The 16,347-nt window shown below is 74.7% G+C and carries 15 protein-coding genes; 3 read left to right on the top strand and 12 right to left on the bottom strand.

The window, feature by feature from the left end; translation table 11 throughout:
* Positions 1-10: 10 nt before the first annotated feature.
* From ACFC0B_RS04565 to ACFC0B_RS04525, 9 genes are all read right to left on the bottom strand, one after another.
* Positions 11-400: a hypothetical protein gene (locus ACFC0B_RS04565; RefSeq protein ID WP_376082028.1), complete on the bottom strand. Its 390-nt coding sequence runs from the start codon at positions 398-400 to the stop codon at positions 11-13.
* A gap of 133 nt (positions 401-533) precedes the next feature.
* On the bottom strand, positions 534-2,282 hold the full coding sequence (locus tag ACFC0B_RS04560) for an amidohydrolase (RefSeq protein WP_376082025.1): 1,749 nt from the start codon (positions 2,280-2,282) through the stop codon (positions 534-536).
* A 4-nt stretch (positions 2,283-2,286) separates the two neighbouring features.
* Positions 2,287-3,243 (bottom strand): aldo/keto reductase, encoded by a 957-nt coding sequence (locus tag ACFC0B_RS04555; protein ID WP_376082022.1) that lies wholly within the window; start codon positions 3,241-3,243, stop codon positions 2,287-2,289.
* 167 nt (positions 3,244-3,410) lie between these two features.
* On the bottom strand, positions 3,411-4,520 hold the full coding sequence (locus tag ACFC0B_RS04550) for a zinc-binding dehydrogenase (RefSeq protein WP_376082021.1): 1,110 nt from the start codon (positions 4,518-4,520) through the stop codon (positions 3,411-3,413).
* A 56-nt stretch (positions 4,521-4,576) separates the two neighbouring features.
* A complete protein-coding gene (locus ACFC0B_RS04545) occupies positions 4,577-5,449 on the bottom strand; it encodes a branched-chain amino acid ABC transporter permease (RefSeq protein ID WP_376082018.1) in 873 nt (290 codons plus the stop codon).
* A gap of 43 nt (positions 5,450-5,492) precedes the next feature.
* On the bottom strand, positions 5,493-6,656 hold the full coding sequence (locus ACFC0B_RS04540) for an ABC transporter substrate-binding protein (protein ID WP_376082016.1): 1,164 nt from the start codon (positions 6,654-6,656) through the stop codon (positions 5,493-5,495).
* Between the two features lie 110 nt (positions 6,657-6,766).
* Positions 6,767-8,521, bottom strand: a complete 1,755-nt coding sequence (locus ACFC0B_RS04535) for an ATP-binding cassette domain-containing protein (protein ID WP_376082013.1) — start codon at positions 8,519-8,521, stop codon at positions 6,767-6,769.
* Positions 8,518-9,285, bottom strand: a complete 768-nt coding sequence (locus ACFC0B_RS04530) for an ABC transporter ATP-binding protein (RefSeq protein ID WP_376082011.1) — start codon at positions 9,283-9,285, stop codon at positions 8,518-8,520. Before ACFC0B_RS04530 ends, ACFC0B_RS04535 begins: the two co-directional genes overlap by 4 nt.
* The gene (locus ACFC0B_RS04525; protein ID WP_376082009.1) at positions 9,282-10,229 is read right to left on the bottom strand and encodes an alpha/beta hydrolase; all 948 of its coding nucleotides are present in this window, start codon (positions 10,227-10,229) and stop codon (positions 9,282-9,284) included. Before ACFC0B_RS04525 ends, ACFC0B_RS04530 begins: the two co-directional genes overlap by 4 nt.
* A 115-nt stretch (positions 10,230-10,344) precedes the next feature.
* Between ACFC0B_RS04525 and ACFC0B_RS04520 the strand changes: the two genes are divergently transcribed.
* Complete coding sequence (locus ACFC0B_RS04520) at positions 10,345-11,775, top strand: amidohydrolase (RefSeq protein WP_376082008.1); 1,431 nt, start codon at positions 10,345-10,347, stop codon at positions 11,773-11,775.
* 61 nt (positions 11,776-11,836) lie between these two features.
* Here the strand turns inward: ACFC0B_RS04520 and ACFC0B_RS04515 are convergent, their stop codons facing one another.
* Positions 11,837-12,853 (bottom strand): aldo/keto reductase, encoded by a 1,017-nt coding sequence (locus ACFC0B_RS04515; RefSeq protein ID WP_376082005.1) that lies wholly within the window; start codon positions 12,851-12,853, stop codon positions 11,837-11,839.
* A 95-nt stretch (positions 12,854-12,948) separates the two neighbouring features.
* Between ACFC0B_RS04515 and ACFC0B_RS04510 the strand changes: the two genes are divergently transcribed.
* Both ACFC0B_RS04510 and ACFC0B_RS04505 read left to right on the top strand, forming a co-directional pair.
* Positions 12,949-13,950 (top strand): methyltransferase, encoded by a 1,002-nt coding sequence (locus ACFC0B_RS04510; RefSeq protein WP_376082003.1) that lies wholly within the window; start codon positions 12,949-12,951, stop codon positions 13,948-13,950.
* Positions 13,947-14,711 carry an SDR family NAD(P)-dependent oxidoreductase gene (locus tag ACFC0B_RS04505; RefSeq protein WP_376082001.1) on the top strand — a complete coding sequence of 255 codons (765 nt, stop codon included), beginning with the start codon at positions 13,947-13,949 and terminating at the stop codon, positions 14,709-14,711. The genes ACFC0B_RS04510 and ACFC0B_RS04505 overlap by 4 nt, the downstream gene beginning before the upstream one ends.
* 68 nt (positions 14,712-14,779) lie before the next feature.
* Here the strand turns inward: ACFC0B_RS04505 and ACFC0B_RS04500 are convergent, their stop codons facing one another.
* On the bottom strand, positions 14,780-15,448 hold the full coding sequence (locus ACFC0B_RS04500; protein WP_376082000.1) for a GntR family transcriptional regulator: 669 nt from the start codon (positions 15,446-15,448) through the stop codon (positions 14,780-14,782).
* A gap of 77 nt (positions 15,449-15,525) precedes the next feature.
* Positions 15,526-16,281, bottom strand: a complete 756-nt coding sequence (locus tag ACFC0B_RS04495; protein WP_376081998.1) for an alpha/beta fold hydrolase — start codon at positions 16,279-16,281, stop codon at positions 15,526-15,528.
* Positions 16,282-16,347: the final 66 nt, after the last annotated feature.

The following is a 16,347-nucleotide window of genomic DNA, read 5'->3' as shown; positions in this document are numbered from 1 at the left end:
GGCGGACGGCTCAGGTCGGGCGGGCCGAGGTGCGGTGTTCGCGGGCGGCCGCCAGGTGGCGGGCGGCGGTGCCGAAGTGGTGGGAGACCAGCGGGAGGAGCCGGGGGGCGAGGGTTCGGGTGAACGCCTCGGCGGCTTCCAGGGGGGCGGTGGCGCGGAGCAGCAGTGCGGCCGTTTCGGCGCCCGGCGCGTCGGGGTCGGAGTCCCGGAGGCAGGCCGCGGTGCGGCGCAGGAGGATCAGGGCGTCCTCGGCGTCCGGGGGGCCGTCCGGGAAGTCGTGGCCCCACCAGGACAGTTCGACGGTGACCGCCTGCAGGTGCGTCTCGCAGCGCCGGAACCACCAGGTGGTCCACGAGGCGGGCAGAGTCGCGGTGTTCGGACCCATGTTGTCACTCGGCACGGGCCGATCATGTCCCACCAGGTCCGGCCGCACCCGGGGAATCCGGAAAAGTCCGCCCTTCGGGTCATGGAAGGGGAGTTCGAGGACATCCGGACCGCCCCCGGCAGGCCGGGGGCGGTGGCCGGACCGGGGGTCACAGGGTGCCGTGCACCACCTGCCCGTCGAAGAGGGTGAGGTCGATCGGGAGGTCGGGCAGATCGTGCGGGGAGGTGTCGGCGAGGCGTCCGCCGAGGACGCACAGGTCGGCGACCTTGCCGGGTTCGAGACTGCCCTTCCACTGTTCGGCGAAGTCCTGGACGGCCGGGGCGGAGGTGTAGGCGCGCACCGCCACGGGGAGGCCGACCCGCTCCTGCGGTCCGCTGGTGCGGCCGGTCGCCTTGGACTCGCGCAGCAGCATCGAGGCGACGCCCTGCCGCCAGTCCGGTTCGGTGATCGGCGCGTCGGAGCTGGCGCACAGCCGCACGCCGGCCGCGAGGGCGGAGCGCACCGGCCACATCCGCCCGGAGCGTTCGGCGCCGACCACCTCGTCCATGAGGTCGGAGATGGTCCACTTGATCGCCGGGTTCATGTTGACCCCGTAGCCGTGCTCGGCGAGCAGGGCGAGGCTGCGTTCGGTCGCGAAGTCGCCGTGGATGAGGTAGTGCCGGGCGTCGGCGCGCGGGTGGGTGCGCTGGGCGGCGGCGAAGGCGTCGGCGACCGTGTCGATCGCCCGGTCGCCGGTGACGTGGACGCCGATCTGGTGGCCGGCGGCGTGCACGGCGCCGATCATCGCGGTGAGCTCGGCGGCCTGGAGCCCGGGCGCGGAGCCGTGCACGCACAGGGCGCCGTGGCCGCCGCCCTCGTACGCGTCGTGCATCCAGGCGGTGCGGTTGGGCGGCACGCCGTCGGCGAAGAGCTTGACGCCGAGCACGGCGAGCCGGCGCGGGTCGACGCCGTCCAGCGGCACGCCGGCCAGCTCGGCGAGCCCGGCCCGCACGTCGGGCAGGCCGCCGCCCATCGGGGAGGGCAGCAGCAGGAGGCTGACCCGGGCCCGCAGGTCGCCGGCGCGGGCGAGGTCCAGGTAGGTGTGCAGGGCGCCGGTGCCCATCGCCCCGGCCATGATGCCCTCGCCGCCGGGGCCGAGGCCGGGTTCGGTGTAGCTGGTCGTGCCGAGGGCGTGCAGGGCGCTGATCGCGCCGGTGACCGCCGCGCGGCGGCGGCGCTCGTCGGGGCGCGGGATGTGGGCGTGGACGGCGCGCTGGGCGGCCTCGCGGAGGATGCCGGTGGGGTGGCCCGCGGGGTCGGTGTCGATGGTGCCGCCGGGCGGGGGCTGGGTGGCGGGGCCGATGCCGGCCGCGTGCAGGGCCGCCGTGTTGACCCAGGCCATGTGGTCGGAGAAGTCGGTCAGGCAGACCGGGTTGTCCGGGGCGGCGGCGTCCAGGTCGGCGCGGTCGGGCAGCGTCCGGCGGCCGTCGCGGCACTCGGCGAGGTAGCCGACGTCCCAGCCTCGGCCGACGATCCACTCCCCCGGCGCGGCGGCGCGGGCGGCCGCGGCGACGGCCGCCACGATGTCCGCGATCGAGCGGACCACGGGGAAGTTGAGGTCGAGGGCGAGCGGCGGGCGGTTGAGGCCCCAGGCGTGGCCGTGCAGGTGGGAGTCGTTGATGCCGGGCAGGACGGTGCGTCCGCGCAGGTCCACCACCGTGGTGGCGGGCCCGGCGTGGGCGAGGACGGCGGCGGTGCTGCCGACGGCGGTGATGACGCCGTCGCGGACGGCCAGGGCCTGGGCGGTGCTGAAGCCGGCGTCGACGGTGAGCACGTCGCCGTCGACGAGGACGAGGTCGGCGGGGCGGGAGTCGGCGGGGCGGGAGCCGGCCGGGCGGGAGTCGGCGGGGAGGTCCACGGTCTCAGGGCCCCTCGGGGGAGACGACGCCGCGGTCCGCCCAGTACGGCTCGACCAGCTCGCGCACGCGCTCGGCGCCGACCCGCTCCAGCAGCGCCAGGGCGCCGACGTTGTCGGTCAGCTGCGTCATCCGGCTGGCGCCGAACAGCACGGTGGCGGTGGCGGGGTGGGTGAGCGCGAAGGCCACGCAGAGCTGTGCGGGGGTCGCGCCGAGGTCGGCGGCGACGGCGGCCAGCCCGCCGGCGGCCCCGGTGATCCGGTCGCGGATCCCGCCCGGGTCGCGGCCGATCTCGCGCGCGGGGCTGGTGCGGCCGGCCAGGATGCCGCCCTCCAGGATGTCCGAGGCCTGGAGCGAGAGGCCCTCGGCGAACAGCTCCGCGAAGGGCTCGCCGTCGGGGATGGCGCGGCGGCAGGGGCTGTACTTCAGCTGGGCGAGCTGCGGGCCGGGCGAGCCGGCGGCGCGGGCGTGCTCGCCGATGGTGCGGATCGCGGTGGCGGACCAGTTGTTGACGCCCCAGCAGCCGATCAGGCCCTCCTTCTCCAGCTCGGCGAGCTCCTCGGCGATCGCGCGCAGGTCGAGGTCGTCGCGGCGGATGTCGCCGAGCACGGCGAGGTCGGCGTGCTCGACGCCGGCCCGGAAGAGGGCGTTGGCCAGCTGGTCGCGCAGCGACAGCTGCGGGTAGGGCTCCAGCCAGAGCTTGGCGGAGAGCAGGTAGTCCGTCCGGGCGAGGCCGCCGGCCCGCACGATCGCGGAGAACAGCACGTCGGTGAAGACCGGCGGGTGGCCGGGGATGCCGTAGACGGCGACGTCGAAGAGGTTGATGCCGAGGTCCACGGCGTGGCGGACCATGGCGACGGCGTCGCCGAAGTCCATCCGGTCGTAGGTGTGCCAGGAGCCGAGGGACAGGGCGGACACCTCGGGTCCGGCGGTGCCGAGCCGGCGGCGGGGGACGACGGTCATGGTGGTCCTCACGGGGGTCGGGGGTGGCTCAGGGGAACGGGCGGGCGGGTGCGGAAGGGGGCACCCGGCGCCCCGGGGCGGGACACAGGGACATGAGGGGACGCCCCGGGGCGCCGGGCGGATCGGGGCGCCGGCGGACGGGGCCGCCGGCGCGGGGTGGAGCGGGGTCAGGGCAGCCAGGGGTGGACGACGGCCTTGGTCTGCTCCAGGCGCGCCATCGCCTCGATGGCGCCGGTCGCGCCGCCCAGGCCGACCGGGGCGCTGAACAGCGCGTCCCAGTCGAAGTGCGAGCGGAACGCGGCCAGGAACTCCACGGCCCGGTGGTAGTCGCCGACATCGCCGTTGAGCGAGCCGAGCACGGTCAGCTCCTTGCCCATGACGGTGCCCAGCGGCAGCTCCTGGAGGGCCGGCCCGGTGGTGCCGACGACCACGAAGCGCCCGCCCCAGGCGGCGAGGTCCACCGCTTCGGCGCCGACGCCGGGCGCGCCGGCGAGGTCGATCACCAGGTCGGCGCCGCGCCCGCCGGTGGCGGCGAGCACCGCCTCGCGCCGGGCCTCCGGGCCGTCGGCCAGCCCCAGCGTCAGGTCCGCCCCGAACTCGGCGGCGAGTTCCAGGCGGCTGTCCGGCGCCCCAATGGTGATCACCGGTCCCGCGCCGCCCGCCTTGGCCACGGCGGTGGCGACGATGCCGAGCGCGCCGGCGCCCTGGATCACCACCGAGGAGCCGGGGCGGGTGCCGCCGGCCCGGTCGAAGGCGTGCAGCACCGTCTTGACGGCGCAGCCGGCCGCGGCCGCCCAGGTGGACTCGACCTCGTCGGGCAGCAGGTACTTCTGCGCGTTCGGGACGACGTAGTTGTACTCGGCGAGCCCGGCGGTGGCGTACGGGTAGCGGTCGGCCCGCTGGCGGAAGCCGTAGCCGCGGTCCTCGCAGGCGACCGGGGTGCGCAGCACGGTGCAGCCGTGGCAGAAGCCGCAGGTGGACTCGGACCAGCCGATCCGGCGGCCCACCGCGACCGGGCGGCCGAGCGCGTCCACGGTGCCCTCCCCCACCGCGACGACGGTGCCGGTCATCTCGTGGCCGAGGACCAGCGGCAGCATCCCGGGCAGCGACATCGCCCCGCTCCACAGGTGGACGTCGGTCGCGCACAGCGTGGCGCAGTCGACGCGCACCAGGGCGGCGCCCGGTTCGATCCGCTCGGGCAGCGGCAGCTCCTCGATCACCAGCGGCTCGCCGTGGGCGTACAGCACGGCGGCCCTGGTGCCGGTCGGAAGCGTCATGGTCCTTCGTCTCCTTCGTTCCCCCGGTCGACGGTCCGGGCAGGTGCCCGGGCCGGTCATCGGCTGTGCGCGGTGTCCCAGACCTCGTTGCGGCTGCGCCACCAGAGCAGCACCACGATGACCAGGAAGGGCACCACGCCCTGGTACTTCTGGATCGCCTCGACGGAGGCGGACAGGCCCTCCAGGCAGCCGAGGACGAGGCCGCCGAGCAGGGTCAGCGGCAGGCTGCGGAAGGCGCCGAGCATGGCCACGGCCAGCGCGGTGTTGATGAGCTTGCCGAGGGTGGAGAAGTCCCCGCCCAGGCGCGGCGCGGCGAGCACCACGACCAGCGTGGTGACGGCGCCGATGGCGGCCCACACGGCGACGGCCAGCCTGGCCACCGGGATCCCGACCACCTCGGCGGTGGCGGGCTGCTCGGAGAGCGCCTGGAGGCGCAGGCCGAGCCGGGTGCGGCCGAGCAGCAGGCCGACGCCGACGGTGATCAGCGCGGCGAAGGCGATGGTGACCAGCACGGACTGCGGGATCACCACGCCGCCGAGGGTGAGCACCGGCTTCTCGAAGGGGCTCGGGAAGGTGTGCGCGCCGGTGGTGGTGGAGCCGAACAGCCGCAGTCCGGCGGCCATCACGGCGACGTAGACGGCGACGGTGACGGCCGCCTTGGTGTTCTGCGAGTGGCCGGCGAACCAGCGCACCAGCACCGTGCCGAGCAGGGCGGACAGCGCGGCCCCGGCGAGCACCCCGGCGGGCAGGGCCAGCCAGAGGCTCACGCCCTCGTCGGTGAGGCTGACCATGACGAAGGCGCCGATCGCGCCGACGGCGGCCATCGCGAAGTTGACGGTGGCGACGAGCCGGTAGGTCAGGACGACGCAGAGGCCGAGCAGGGCGTAGACGCCGCCGCCGGTCAGGCCCGCGAGCGTGGAGTTGAGCATGGGACACCTCCTGGGGTCCGGCGGGGGTCCTGCGGGGTCGGGGTCACTTCTTGCCGGGGACGACGAAGCCCTCGGGGAGGACCTTCCAGGCGCCGTCGACGGCCTGGACGAAGCGGCTGCCCTGGACCGGGTTGTGGGCGTCGCTGTCGCCGAACACCCAGGGGGTGCCGACCATCGGGTACTCGATCGGCTGCATGGTCTTGAAGGCCTCGGTGACGGTCTCCCGGGTGATCGGCCCCGACATGCCCTTGAGGACCTGGACGAACAGGTCGGCCGCCATCACGCCGCCCTGGCTGAACGCGGTCTTCTGGATCTTGTTCTTGTCGACCAGCTGGGACCAGCGGTCGTTGCCCGGCAGGGTGGTGTCGGTGTACGGCTGCCACTCGGTGCCGGCGTAGACCTTGAGGCCGGCCGGGATGGCCTGGGCGTTGGCGTCCGTGTAGCTGTTGGCGCCGACGATGAAGTCGACGTCGTCCATGCCCTGGGTCTTGGCCTGCGCGAAGTACGGGCCGACGATGCCGTTGTAGAGGACGGCCTGGCAGCCGGCGCCCTTGTCGGCGACCAGGTACTTGGTCGGGTCGCCCTCGGCGATGGCGAGCTCCTTGTGGGCGAGCTGCTTGCCGGTCAGCACGGTCCACTTCTTGATGGCGTCCTCGATGCCGCCGCCGCTGCCGGGCAGCACTGTGTAGTCGAGGCAGACCTTGTCCCGCTTGAGCACCTCGGAGGCGTAGTAGAGGTTGGCGGTCAGCAGGTTGAACGGACCGGGGTTGACCGGGGCGATGTTGGGGCTGGTGAAGCAGGCGGGGTCGACGCCGACCGCCGGGATCGAGACGATCCGCTCCTTGCTGTAGGTGGCGCGGTTGAGGCCGCAGTCGACGGCGCTGGAGGAGCCGACCAGGGCGATGACCTTCTTGGACTTGACGAGGTCGACGGCCGCCTCGGTGGAGCGCTGCGGGTTCATCGCGTCGTCCATGCTGACGAGTTCCAGCTTGCGGCCCTTGATGCCGCCGGCGGCGTTGACCTCGTCGAAGACGGCCTTGACCGCCTGGGGGACCTCGGGGGTCTGGAAGAGGCCGGTGATGCCGTTGATCGAGCCGACCTTGATCGGGCCGGACTCCGAGCCGGACTCGGAGCTGTTGCAGGCGGTGGCGCCGAGGGCCAGTGCGGTGGCGGCGGCGAGGGCGGCGATCGGCCGGGCGTGCGTCATGGGTGCACTCATTCCGTTCTGTGGGGGCGCGCCGGAACTGGGGGGAGCTGCGCGGTCCCGCGCGAGGGTGGGTGTGGGGGTGCGGGAGACGGGGCGGTGCGGGGCGCCGGTCAGGCGACCGGGACGTCCGCGGTGCCGAGGTAGGCGGCCATCACGGTCGGGTCGGCGAGCACCTCGCCGGTCGGTCCGCTCGCGATGACGTGGCCGAAGTCGAGGACGGTGACCTCGGAGCAGGCGGCCTGGACGAGGTCCATGTCGTGCTCGACGAGCAGGACGGAGACGCCGTACCGGGCGGGCACCTGGGCGAGCCGGCGGCCGAGGGCGAGCGACTCGGCGGCGGACTGGCCGGCGGCGGGCTCGTCGAGCAGCGCGACGGCGGGCCGGGCGGCGACGGCCGCGGCGACGTCGAGCAGGCGGCGGGCGCCGGCGTCGACCAGCGAGACGGGCAGGCGGCCGGGCGGGCAGCCGAAGAAGTCCAGCAGTTCGTCGGCCTCCTCGGTGGAGAGGCTGCGGCCGGCGCCGATGGTGAGGTACTCGTACTGGGTGAGCTCCGGGGCGATGGTGGTGGTCTGGAAGGTGCGGCGCAGGCCGCGGCCGGCGCGGGCGCTGGGGCTGAGCCGGTCGAGCGGGTCCCCGGCGAGCGCCACGCTTCCCGCGTAGCCGCCGACGAAGCCGGTGACGGCGGCGATGAAGGTGGACTTCCCGGCGCCGTTGGGGCCGATGAGGCCGACCACGGCGCCCCGCGGAACGGTCAGGTCGACCGCGTCCAGGGCGGTGACCCGGCCGTAGCGGACGGTCAGCCCGCTGACAGTGAGGGCCGGCTCGCCGGTGGCCACGGTGGCGGGGGCGGCGGGCGCCTCGGGCTCGGCCGGGCGGTCGGCGGCCGCGGCCTCGTACTCCTTCAGGAAGGCGCGGGCGGCGCGCTCGCGCTTGCGGGAGCGGGTGAAGTCGGTCTGGCTGACGCCGCTGCGCAGCGCGAACACGGCGCCGACGCCGAACAGCATGCCGCCGAGGTCCTGCGGCAGGTCCAGCTTCTCCAGGACCGTCGCCATCACGGCGCCGAAGATGCCGCCCATCACGGCGCCCTCGGGGTTGTGCGGGCCGATCATGATGGCGACCGCGAACAGCGCGAGCGACTGCATCATGGCGAAGTTGCCGGGGACGACCAGGCCCAGCTGGCCGGCCATCAGGCCGCCGCCGACGCCCGCGACGAAGGCGCTGATCGCGAACGCGGCGAGCTTGCTGCGGGCGACCGAGACGCCGTGCGCGGCGGCGGCCCGCTCGGAGTGCCGCAGTTCCGTCCAGGACATCCCGAGCCGGGTGCGGTTCAGCAGCGCGAGGCCGAGGGCGATCACGGTGAAGACCAGGACGACCAGGACGAAGTAGGCGCCGTCCTCCTCGAACAGCGCGGGCCGCTCCAGGGTCTTGAGCTCGGACATGCCGGGCATCTGGTTGGCGTTCAGCACGATGTCGGCGGAGACCGCGAAGCCGAAGGTCACCACGGCCAGGTTGACGCCGCGGATGCGCAGCGCGGGCAGGCCGATCGCGACGCCGACCGGGACGGCGGCCAGGCCGCCGAGCACCAGCCAGACCAGGAAGCCGCCGGGGGCGTCGGCGACGTTGAGCCGCAGCACCACCCAGGCGCCGATCGAGGCGAAGGACATCTGGCAGAGCGACATCACGCCGACCCGGCCGACGATGACGCCGTAGCTCTGCATGATCACGGCGCTGACCACGGCGGTGATCGCCAGGTACACCCAGTAGGCGGGCAGCAGGGCCGGGACCAGGACGCAGGCGGCGACGGCGGCGCCGAGGCCGGTGAGCAGTGCCCGTCGGTCGCCGGCCAGTCTTTCGGTGAGGCTCATGCTCCCCCGCTCTCCGCCGGGCCGCTGCCCGGGCCGTGGTCCGCCACCGCCGCGCCGGCGGGCTGCGGGGTCGCGCCGAAGTAGAAGTCGTGCAGCCGGTCGGCGTCGCCGCGCAGTTCGGCGCAGGGGCCGTCGTAGGCGAGCCGGCCCTTGCTGAGCACGTAGGCCCGCTCGCCGATCTCCAGCGCGAGGTGGGCGAACTGCTCGATGAGGAGCACCGCGATGCCGAGGTCGACGAGCTCGGCGACGGCCTTCATCAGGCGGTGGACGACCACCGGCGCGAGGCCGGAGGACATCTCGTCGATGAGGATCGTCTTCGGCCGGGAGACCAGGGCGCGGCCGAGGACGAGCATCTGCTGCTCGCCGCCGGAGAGGTGGCCGGCCTGCAGGCCGCGGCGCTTGTCCAGCTCGGGGAAGAGCCGGTAGGCGGTGTCGAGGTCGGCGCCGTCCCGCTGGGCGACCAGCAGGTTCTGTTCGACCGTCAGGGTGCGGAAGACGCTGCGGGCCTGTTCGACGTAGGCGAGTCCGGCGGTGGCGCGGCGGTAGGTGGACAGCTTGTCGATCGGCTTCCCGTCGAGGCTGACGGTGCCGGAGGTGCAGCGCACCAGGCCGGCGATGCCGTCCATCAGGGTGGTCTTGCCGGCGCCGTTGGCCCCGAGCAGGACGGTGACCGAGGCGGGGGCGACGTCCAGGCTCACCCCGTGGACGACGGGGGCCTCGGCGCGGCTGATGCAGAGGTCGCGCAGCGCGAGCGCGGGTGTCATCGCGCGTCCCCGCAGGCGGCGCGGATGGCGTCGGCGACCAGGGCGTGGGCCCGGGCGGCGTCGGTGAGGTCGGTGGCGAGCAGGCCGAAGAAGCCGTGGATGAGGCCGTCGAACTGCACCAGCGAGGTCTCGACGCCGGCGGCGGCGAGCGCCCGGGCGTACTCCTCGCCCTCGTCGCGCAGCACGTCGTACTCGGCCTCCAGGACGAGCGCCCGGGGCAGTCCGGACAGGTCGCGGGCGCGCATCGGGAGCAGGTAGGGGTCGGCGAGGTCGGCCTCGTCGCGCGGGTACTGGGTGAAGAACCAGTCCATGCTGTCCTTGGACAGGAAGTAGCCCTCGGCGAAGTCCCGGTAGGAGACCCGGCCCTCGTCGGGGTGGGCGACCACCGGGGAGACCAGGACCTGGAGGGATATCCGGGGTCCGGCCTGGTCGCGGGCGCGCAGGCTGGTGACGGCGGCGAGGTTGCCGCCGGCGCTCTCGCCGCCGATGGCGAGGCGCTCGGGGTCGGCGCCGAGCGTGGCGGCGTTCTCGTGGAGCCAGGTGAGGACGGCGTAGCAGTCGTCGGCGGCGGCCGGGTAGCGGTGCTCGGGGGCGAGCCGGTAGTCGACGGAGACGACCACGGCGCCGGCGGCGGCGCACACGGCGCGGCAGGAGTACTCGTTCTCGTCGAGACAGCCGATGGTCCAGCCGCCGCCGTGCAGCCAGACGAAGGCGGGGAAGGGGCCCTCGCCCTCGGGGGTGTAGATCCGCACGGGGATGTCGCCGGCCGGGCCGGGGACGGTGCTGTCCACCACCGAGCCGACGGTCGGCAGGGTCTCCGGCATGATCCAGGTGGTGCGGAACTGCTCGCGCATGGTGGCCGCATCGAGTTCGACGGGCTGGGCGGGCTGCTCCGCCGCACCGGCCCGGTCGATGATCAGCTGTGCCTCGGGGTGCAGGGGCATCGTTTACCTCCGATTGCCCGGTGCCGCTTGGGGGGTTCGGCACTCGAAAATCGTATCTGATTCCATGTACGTTAAGCAGTCACAATCCACGGTGTCCAGAGCTGGGAGCAAGATGATGCGCAACGGATTCCAGGCCGGAATCACCACAGCTGACCTGGTCATGCGGGGTGGCCGCGTGCACACGATGGACGGTGCCCGTACGGTCGCCGAGGCGCTGGCGGTGCACGCGGGCACGGTCGTCCGGGTCGGCACCGATGCCGAGGTGGCGCCGCTGATCGGGCCCGGGACCAGGGTGGTGGAGCTGCGCGGGCGCTCCCTGCTGCCCGGGATCAACGACTCGCACCTGCACGGCGCCTGGCTCGGCACGATGTGGCCGGACACGCTGATGGCCCAGCTGGCGGCCGCGCCGGCGGACGGCGGCCCCGGCGGCGGCGGGCACGGCCACGACGGCCACGACCACGCGGGCGAGGGGCCGGCCCTGGCGGCCCTGGGCACCCCCGCCGAGCGGCGCCGGGCGATCCTGCGCACCGGCGAGCTGCTCGCCTCGCTCGGCATCACCAGCTACACCGAGCCCGGCCTCGGCCCCGGCGAGGACGGCGGTCCGACCGGCTGCTTCTCCTCAGCCGTGCTGGCCGAGTACGCCGAGCTGGCCGCCGAGGGCCTGCTGCGGGCGCGGGTGACCGCCCTGCTGCTGTTCGGCCTGCTGGACGGCGCGAGCAGCGCCGCCGACCTGCTGCGCGGGCTGACCGGGTTCGCGGCGCCCGCCGAGGTGCCCGGCTGGTTCCGGGTGGCCGGGGTGAAGATCTTCGCCGACGGCATCCCGCCGATGGGCAGCGCCTGGAGCGAGGAGCCGTACGCCGACGGCGGCCACGGCGACCTGCTGGTGGACGGCGCCGACCCGGGCGAGCGGGAGGCGAACCTGCGCGCTATGATCCGCGCCGCGCACGCGGCCGGCCACCAGATCGGGGTGCACGCCACCGGCAGCCGCACCACCCGGGTGGTCACCGAGGCCTTCGCCGAGGCCCGGGCGGCGGACGGCCGGGACGGACGGCACTACCTCATCCACGGCGACGTGCTGCACCCGGCGACGCTCGCCGCGATGGCCGCCGCCGGGGTGGGCCTGAACACCCAGCCGGGCATCGCCGCCGCGACCGCCCCGATGCTCGCCGGGGCGCTCGGCGCGGACGCGCTGGCGCACGCCTGGCCGGTGCGCGACGCGCTGGCGGCGGGCGTGCCGCTCTGCCTCAGCTCGGACGCCCCGGTGCTCGCCCCGGACTGGCGGGCCGGCGCGGCCGCGGCGGCCACCCGGGCCGTCGAGGCCACCGGCCGCGACCAGCGGCTCGCCCTGGCGGAGGCGCTGTACGCCTACACGGCGGCCCCGGCGCGGCAGGACGGCGCCGAGGACTGGAAGGGCACGCTGGAGGCCGGGAAGGCGGCCGACCTGTGCCTGCTGGACGCGGACCTGCGGGAGGTCGCCCCGGCCGCGCTGCCCGAGGTGCCGGTGGCGATGACGGTGGTGGACGGCCGGGTGGTGCACGAGCGCTGAGACCGCGGCCGGGCGCGTACGCCCCGTCCCTCCCGCGCGGGAGGGACGGGGCGCGTCCGTCCTACGTCGCGGGCGCGTCGGTGCCCCAGGAGGCGCCGGGGTGGACGACGTCGCGGTCCAGCCAGAGGCCGGCGACCGCCGCGCGCAGCTCGTCCCCGTGGCGCTCCAGCAGGTCGAGCGCGCCGAGGTTGGCCTCGAACTGCTCCAGGCTGCTGGCGCCGAACAGCACGCTCGCCGCGGCCCGGTGGGTGAGCGTGAAGGCCACCGCGAGCTGGGCCGGGGTGGCGCCGAAGCCCTCCGCGATCCGCAGCACCTCCGGGTAGGACTCCCGGATCCGCTCGCGGATGCCGCCCGGGTCGGCCCCGATCTTGCGCTGCGGGTGCAGCTTGCCGGCCAGGATGCCGCCCTCGAACACGTCGGAGGCCTGGAGGCCGAGCCCGAACTCGTCGAAGAGCCGCCCGTAGGGCTCGCCCTCGGGCACCGAGCGGCGGGCCAGGCTGTACTTGAGCTGGGCGAAGGACGGCGCGACCAGGCCCTCGGCCCGCGCGAACCGGCAGGCCCCGGCCAGGTCGTCCGCCGACCAGTTGTTGACGCCCCAGGCGGTGAACCGCCCGGCCCGCACCTGCTCGGCGACGTCCGTGACCACCGCCGGGACGTCGAGTTCGCCCAGGTAGTCGCCGACCACCACGAAGTCGGCGCGGTCGGTGCCGACCCGGGCCAGCGAGACCTCCAGCTGCTCGGCGAAGGAGGCCTTCGGGTAGTCCCAGAGCCACAGCTTGCCGCAGAGCAGGTAGTCCGCGCGGGACAGGCCGGCGCCCCGCACGGCCTCGCCGAAGAGGATGTCGGTGACCGCGTTCTCCGCGTGCGGACCGAAGTTGTAGTGGGCGACGTCGAACAGGTTCACCCCGCGCGCGACGGCGCGGGCGACCAGCTCGGCCGCCTCGTCGGTGGTCATCCGGTCCCAGGTGTTCCACGAGCCGAGGCCGAACACCGGCACCTGCGGGCCGTCCGCGCCGAGCCGGCGCCGGGGCACCGCCTGGGTGCCGCCGTCCCGGGACACGGTTTCCGAGTACTCCACGCCAACCTCCTGAGGATCCGAGTGGTCCGGCTCTGGCCGCCGGGAAGGCGATCGTATAGCATCCGGCATATTCTTTGACCGTCAAGGAGGACGCGATGTCCCTTCGCCCGGAATCCCCCCGTTCCGCGGACCCGGCCCCGATCGTCGAGGTGGCCGTCGGCTACATGGCCGCCAAGCAGCTCTTCGCCGCCGCCGACGCGAACCTGTTCGCCGCGCTCGCCGACGGCCCGCTGGACGTGCCGCAGCTCGCCGAGCGCACCGGCCTGCCCGAGCGCACCAGCCGCATCCTGGCCGACGCGATGGCCGGGCTCGGCCTGCTGGAGCGCACCGACGGACGCTACGCCAACTCTGCCAGTACCGCCGCCTACCTCACCGGCGCCGACGGCCAGATCGACCTGCGCCCCTTCCTCACCTTCCTGGACGAGATCAGCTACGGCCACTGGCTGGGCTTCGGCGACACCAGCCGCACCGCCGAGCCGCAGCAGCTGGACTTCGGCGGCGAGCGGATGACCACCTTCCTCGGCGGCGTCATGACGTACAACGCCCTGCACGCCCGCCTGCTCGCCGAGCACTACGACTTCACCGCGCACGAGCGGGTGCTCGACCTCGGCGGCCTGTCCGGCTCCTTCCTGGCCGAGGCGCTCACCGCCGCCCCGGGCCTCAAGGGCACCTTCTTCTCGGCCGGCGAGCTGGTCGGCCACGCCCGCGACGTGCTGGCCGCGGCCGGGGTCGCCGACCGGGTCGACATCGTCGAGGGCGACGCCGTGGCCGGCGACGTCCCGGGCGGCTTCGACCTGGTGCTGCTGGAGCACGTGGCGCACCGCTTCGACGCCGAGCAGAACCTCGCCATCGCCCGCCGGGCGCGCGCGGCGGCGGCCGAGGGCGCCAAGCTGGTCCTGCTGGACTTCTTCCTGGACTCCGACGAGAAGCAGCGCGCCATCGACGCCCTGCACGCCGGCGAGTACCTGGTGATCGACGGCACGATCGTCTACCCGGAGGACGAGGTCCGCGGCTGGCTGCGCGAGGCCGGCTGGGAGCCCGTCGAGACCCGCGCGCTGCCCGGCAGCCCGCGCATCATCATCGCGGAGGCACGATGAGCACCGAGGGCGCGACGGCGGGCGCAGGGCGCGTCGTCCTGGTCACCGGGGCGGCCAGCGGCATCGGCCGGGCGGTCGCCGGGTCCTTCGCGGCGGCCGGGGACAGGGTGGTGGTCGCCGACCTGAACCGCGCGGCGGCGGACGCCGTGGCGGAGGAGCTGGGCGCCACCGCGCTCGCCGTCACCATGGACGTCACCGACCGGGCGAGCGTGGCCGCGGCGCTGGCCGAGGCCACCGAGCGGTTCGGCCCGGTCGAGGTGCTGGTCAACAACGCGGGCCTGGCCGGCGGGGGCGGTCCGCTGATCGACCTGCCCGCCGAGGTCTTCGACCTGGTCGTCTCGGTGAACCTGCGCGGCACCTTCACGGTGACCCAGGTGGTCGGCCGGCAGATGGTCGACAGCGGCCGGGGCGGGGCGATCGTCAACATCAGCTCGATCGGCGCCCGCCAGCCCACCCCGGGGCTCGGCCACTACGAGGCCACCAAGGCCGCGGTGGACGCGCTCACCCGCACCGCCGCGCTGGAACTCGCCGGGCACGGCATCCGGGTCAACGGCGTCGCCCCCGGGCCGGTGCACACCCCGATGACCGCGCCGCTGATGGACGACGCGGCCGCGCGCGGCGCCTGGGAGGCGCGGATCCCGCTCGGCCGGATCGCCGAGACCGGCGACCTGACGCCGCTGGTGCTGTTCCTCGCCTCGGCGCAGGCCCGCCACATCACCGGCGCGGTGGTCCAGGTGGACGGCGGCCAGCTGCTCGTCTGACCTCCGGGAACCCGGAAAGGGCGGGAGTCCTCCGCGGACTCCCGCCCCTTCGGGCTGTGCGGGCCGGCTCAGCCGGACGGCTTGGCCTGGTGCAGCGCGTCGGCGGTGGCCGCCTTGTGGGCGCAGGCCACCCGCTCGATCTCGGCCGCGTCGGCACCCTGCTCGATCAGGTCGAGGATCTGCTCGTGCTCCACCACCGAGCGCCGGGCCCGGCCCGGCACGTAGGTGAAGGTGGAGCGGCGCATGTGGTCCAGCCGGGCCCACTCCTCCTCCAGCAGGGAGCGCAGGTGCGCGTCCGGGCAGTGCTGGTAGATCGAGAAGTGGAAGGTGCGGTTGAGCGCGGTGAACGCGGCCGGGTCGAACTCGTCCAGCGCGGCCACCATCCGGGCGTTGATCTCGCGCGAGGCGGCGATCTGGTCCGGCGTCAGCAGCGGTGCGCAGACGGCCGTCGCGTACCCCTCCAGCCGGGCCAGGATCTGCAGCGAGTGCTCAACCTGGACGGCCTCGAAGACCGCCACCCTGGCGCCGATGTTGCGCACCACCTCGACCAGGCCGTCCGACTGCAGCCGGCGCAGCGCCTCGCGCAGCGGGATGGTACTGACCCCGGTCTCCTGCGCGAGCTGGTTCATCACCAGGCGGTAGCCCGGGCCGTACGTGCCGTCGAGGATCCGCGAGCGGAGCAACTCGTAGCTCTGCTCGGCCTTCGACCCACCAGTTCGGTCCTTCGCGGAACCCAACGCCGTTCCCTCGTCCTTCCTCAGCACGGCACTCGCCCCCGTGGCGGACCGCCGGGCGGTCCGCGCGCCCCGGGCGGTCACCGGGCGAGGGCCTTCAGCACGACGCCGCGGAACTCCGCACCGGCCAGGGCCCCCAGGTGATCGCCGGGAACGGTCACCAGTTCCGCCCCGTCAAGGGGAGCAACGATACTCTCGATGCCCCGCGTCATCACATCGTCCGCGCCGACCACCACCACCGGGGCGGTCCGGCCGGCCCAATGCCCGGGCGCGAAGGGGGTGTTGCGCAGACCCTCGACACAGCGGGCGAGGGCCGCGGCGCGCTCGCCGCGGGAGCGGACCAGTCCGGCGACCATGCCGGTGAAGGGGTCGGCGGGCTCGCCGCCGCCGGCGACGGCGCGGTGCAGCGCCTCGACGTCGACGCCGGCGAACGGCTCGAACGGGCTGAGCCCGCCGAGCACCACCCGGCCCACCCGCCCGGGCGCGGCCGCCGGGAACTCCCAGGCCAGCCGGGCGCCGAGGGAGTAGCCGACGAGGTCGAACTCCCCCACCCCGGCGGCGTCCAGGGCCGCCAGCAGCCGGGCGGTCAGGGCGCCCGCGCCGGCCTCGGCGGCGTCGGCCGGGTCCGGCGAGGCGCCGTGCCCGGGCAGGTCCGGCACCAGCACGGTGCGCCCGGTGGCGGCGATCGCGGCGGCGGTGCCCGGCGCGATCCAGTCGCTCTCGCCGTCGGAGGCGAAGCCGTGCAGCAGGACGACGGGCGGCCGGCCCCCGACGCCGCCCGCGTCGCCCTCCTCCGGCGTGATGATCCGCACCGCCAGGTCATCGCTGTGGGTCATGACCACTGCACCTCTCCCCTGCTTTCGCATACGATTTTTGATAGTACTGCACGCCCACCCGCCCCG

It is taken from the genome of Kitasatospora sp. NPDC056184 (genome assembly GCF_042268405.1).
Classification (GTDB): Bacteria; Actinomycetota; Actinomycetes; order Streptomycetales; family Streptomycetaceae; genus Kitasatospora.
Note: the sequence above shows the minus strand (reverse complement) of the source record. Positions and strands in the feature narration are given on the sequence as shown.

Coding starts and splice junctions, on each gene's coding strand:
- ACFC0B_RS04540 (WP_376082016.1), bottom strand. CDS start 6,656: ATGACGCACGCCCGGCCGATCGCCGCCCTCGCCGCCGCCACCGCACTG.
- ACFC0B_RS04530 (WP_376082011.1), bottom strand. CDS start 9,285: ATGACACCCGCGCTCGCGCTGCGCGACCTCTGCATCAGCCGCGCCGAG.
- ACFC0B_RS04545 (WP_376082018.1), bottom strand. CDS start 5,449: ATGCTCAACTCCACGCTCGCGGGCCTGACCGGCGGCGGCGTCTACGCC.
- ACFC0B_RS04550 (WP_376082021.1), bottom strand. CDS start 4,520: ATGACGCTTCCGACCGGCACCAGGGCCGCCGTGCTGTACGCCCACGGC.
- ACFC0B_RS04555 (WP_376082022.1), bottom strand. CDS start 3,243: ATGACCGTCGTCCCCCGCCGCCGGCTCGGCACCGCCGGACCCGAGGTG.
- ACFC0B_RS04510 (WP_376082003.1), top strand. CDS start 12,949: ATGTCCCTTCGCCCGGAATCCCCCCGTTCCGCGGACCCGGCCCCGATC.
- ACFC0B_RS04525 (WP_376082009.1), bottom strand. CDS start 10,229: ATGCCCCTGCACCCCGAGGCACAGCTGATCATCGACCGGGCCGGTGCG.
- ACFC0B_RS04535 (WP_376082013.1), bottom strand. CDS start 8,521: ATGAGCCTCACCGAAAGACTGGCCGGCGACCGACGGGCACTGCTCACC.
- ACFC0B_RS04520 (WP_376082008.1), top strand. CDS start 10,345: ATGCGCAACGGATTCCAGGCCGGAATCACCACAGCTGACCTGGTCATG.
- ACFC0B_RS04495 (WP_376081998.1), bottom strand. CDS start 16,281: ATGACCCACAGCGATGACCTGGCGGTGCGGATCATCACGCCGGAGGAG.
- ACFC0B_RS04505 (WP_376082001.1), top strand. CDS start 13,947: ATGAGCACCGAGGGCGCGACGGCGGGCGCAGGGCGCGTCGTCCTGGTC.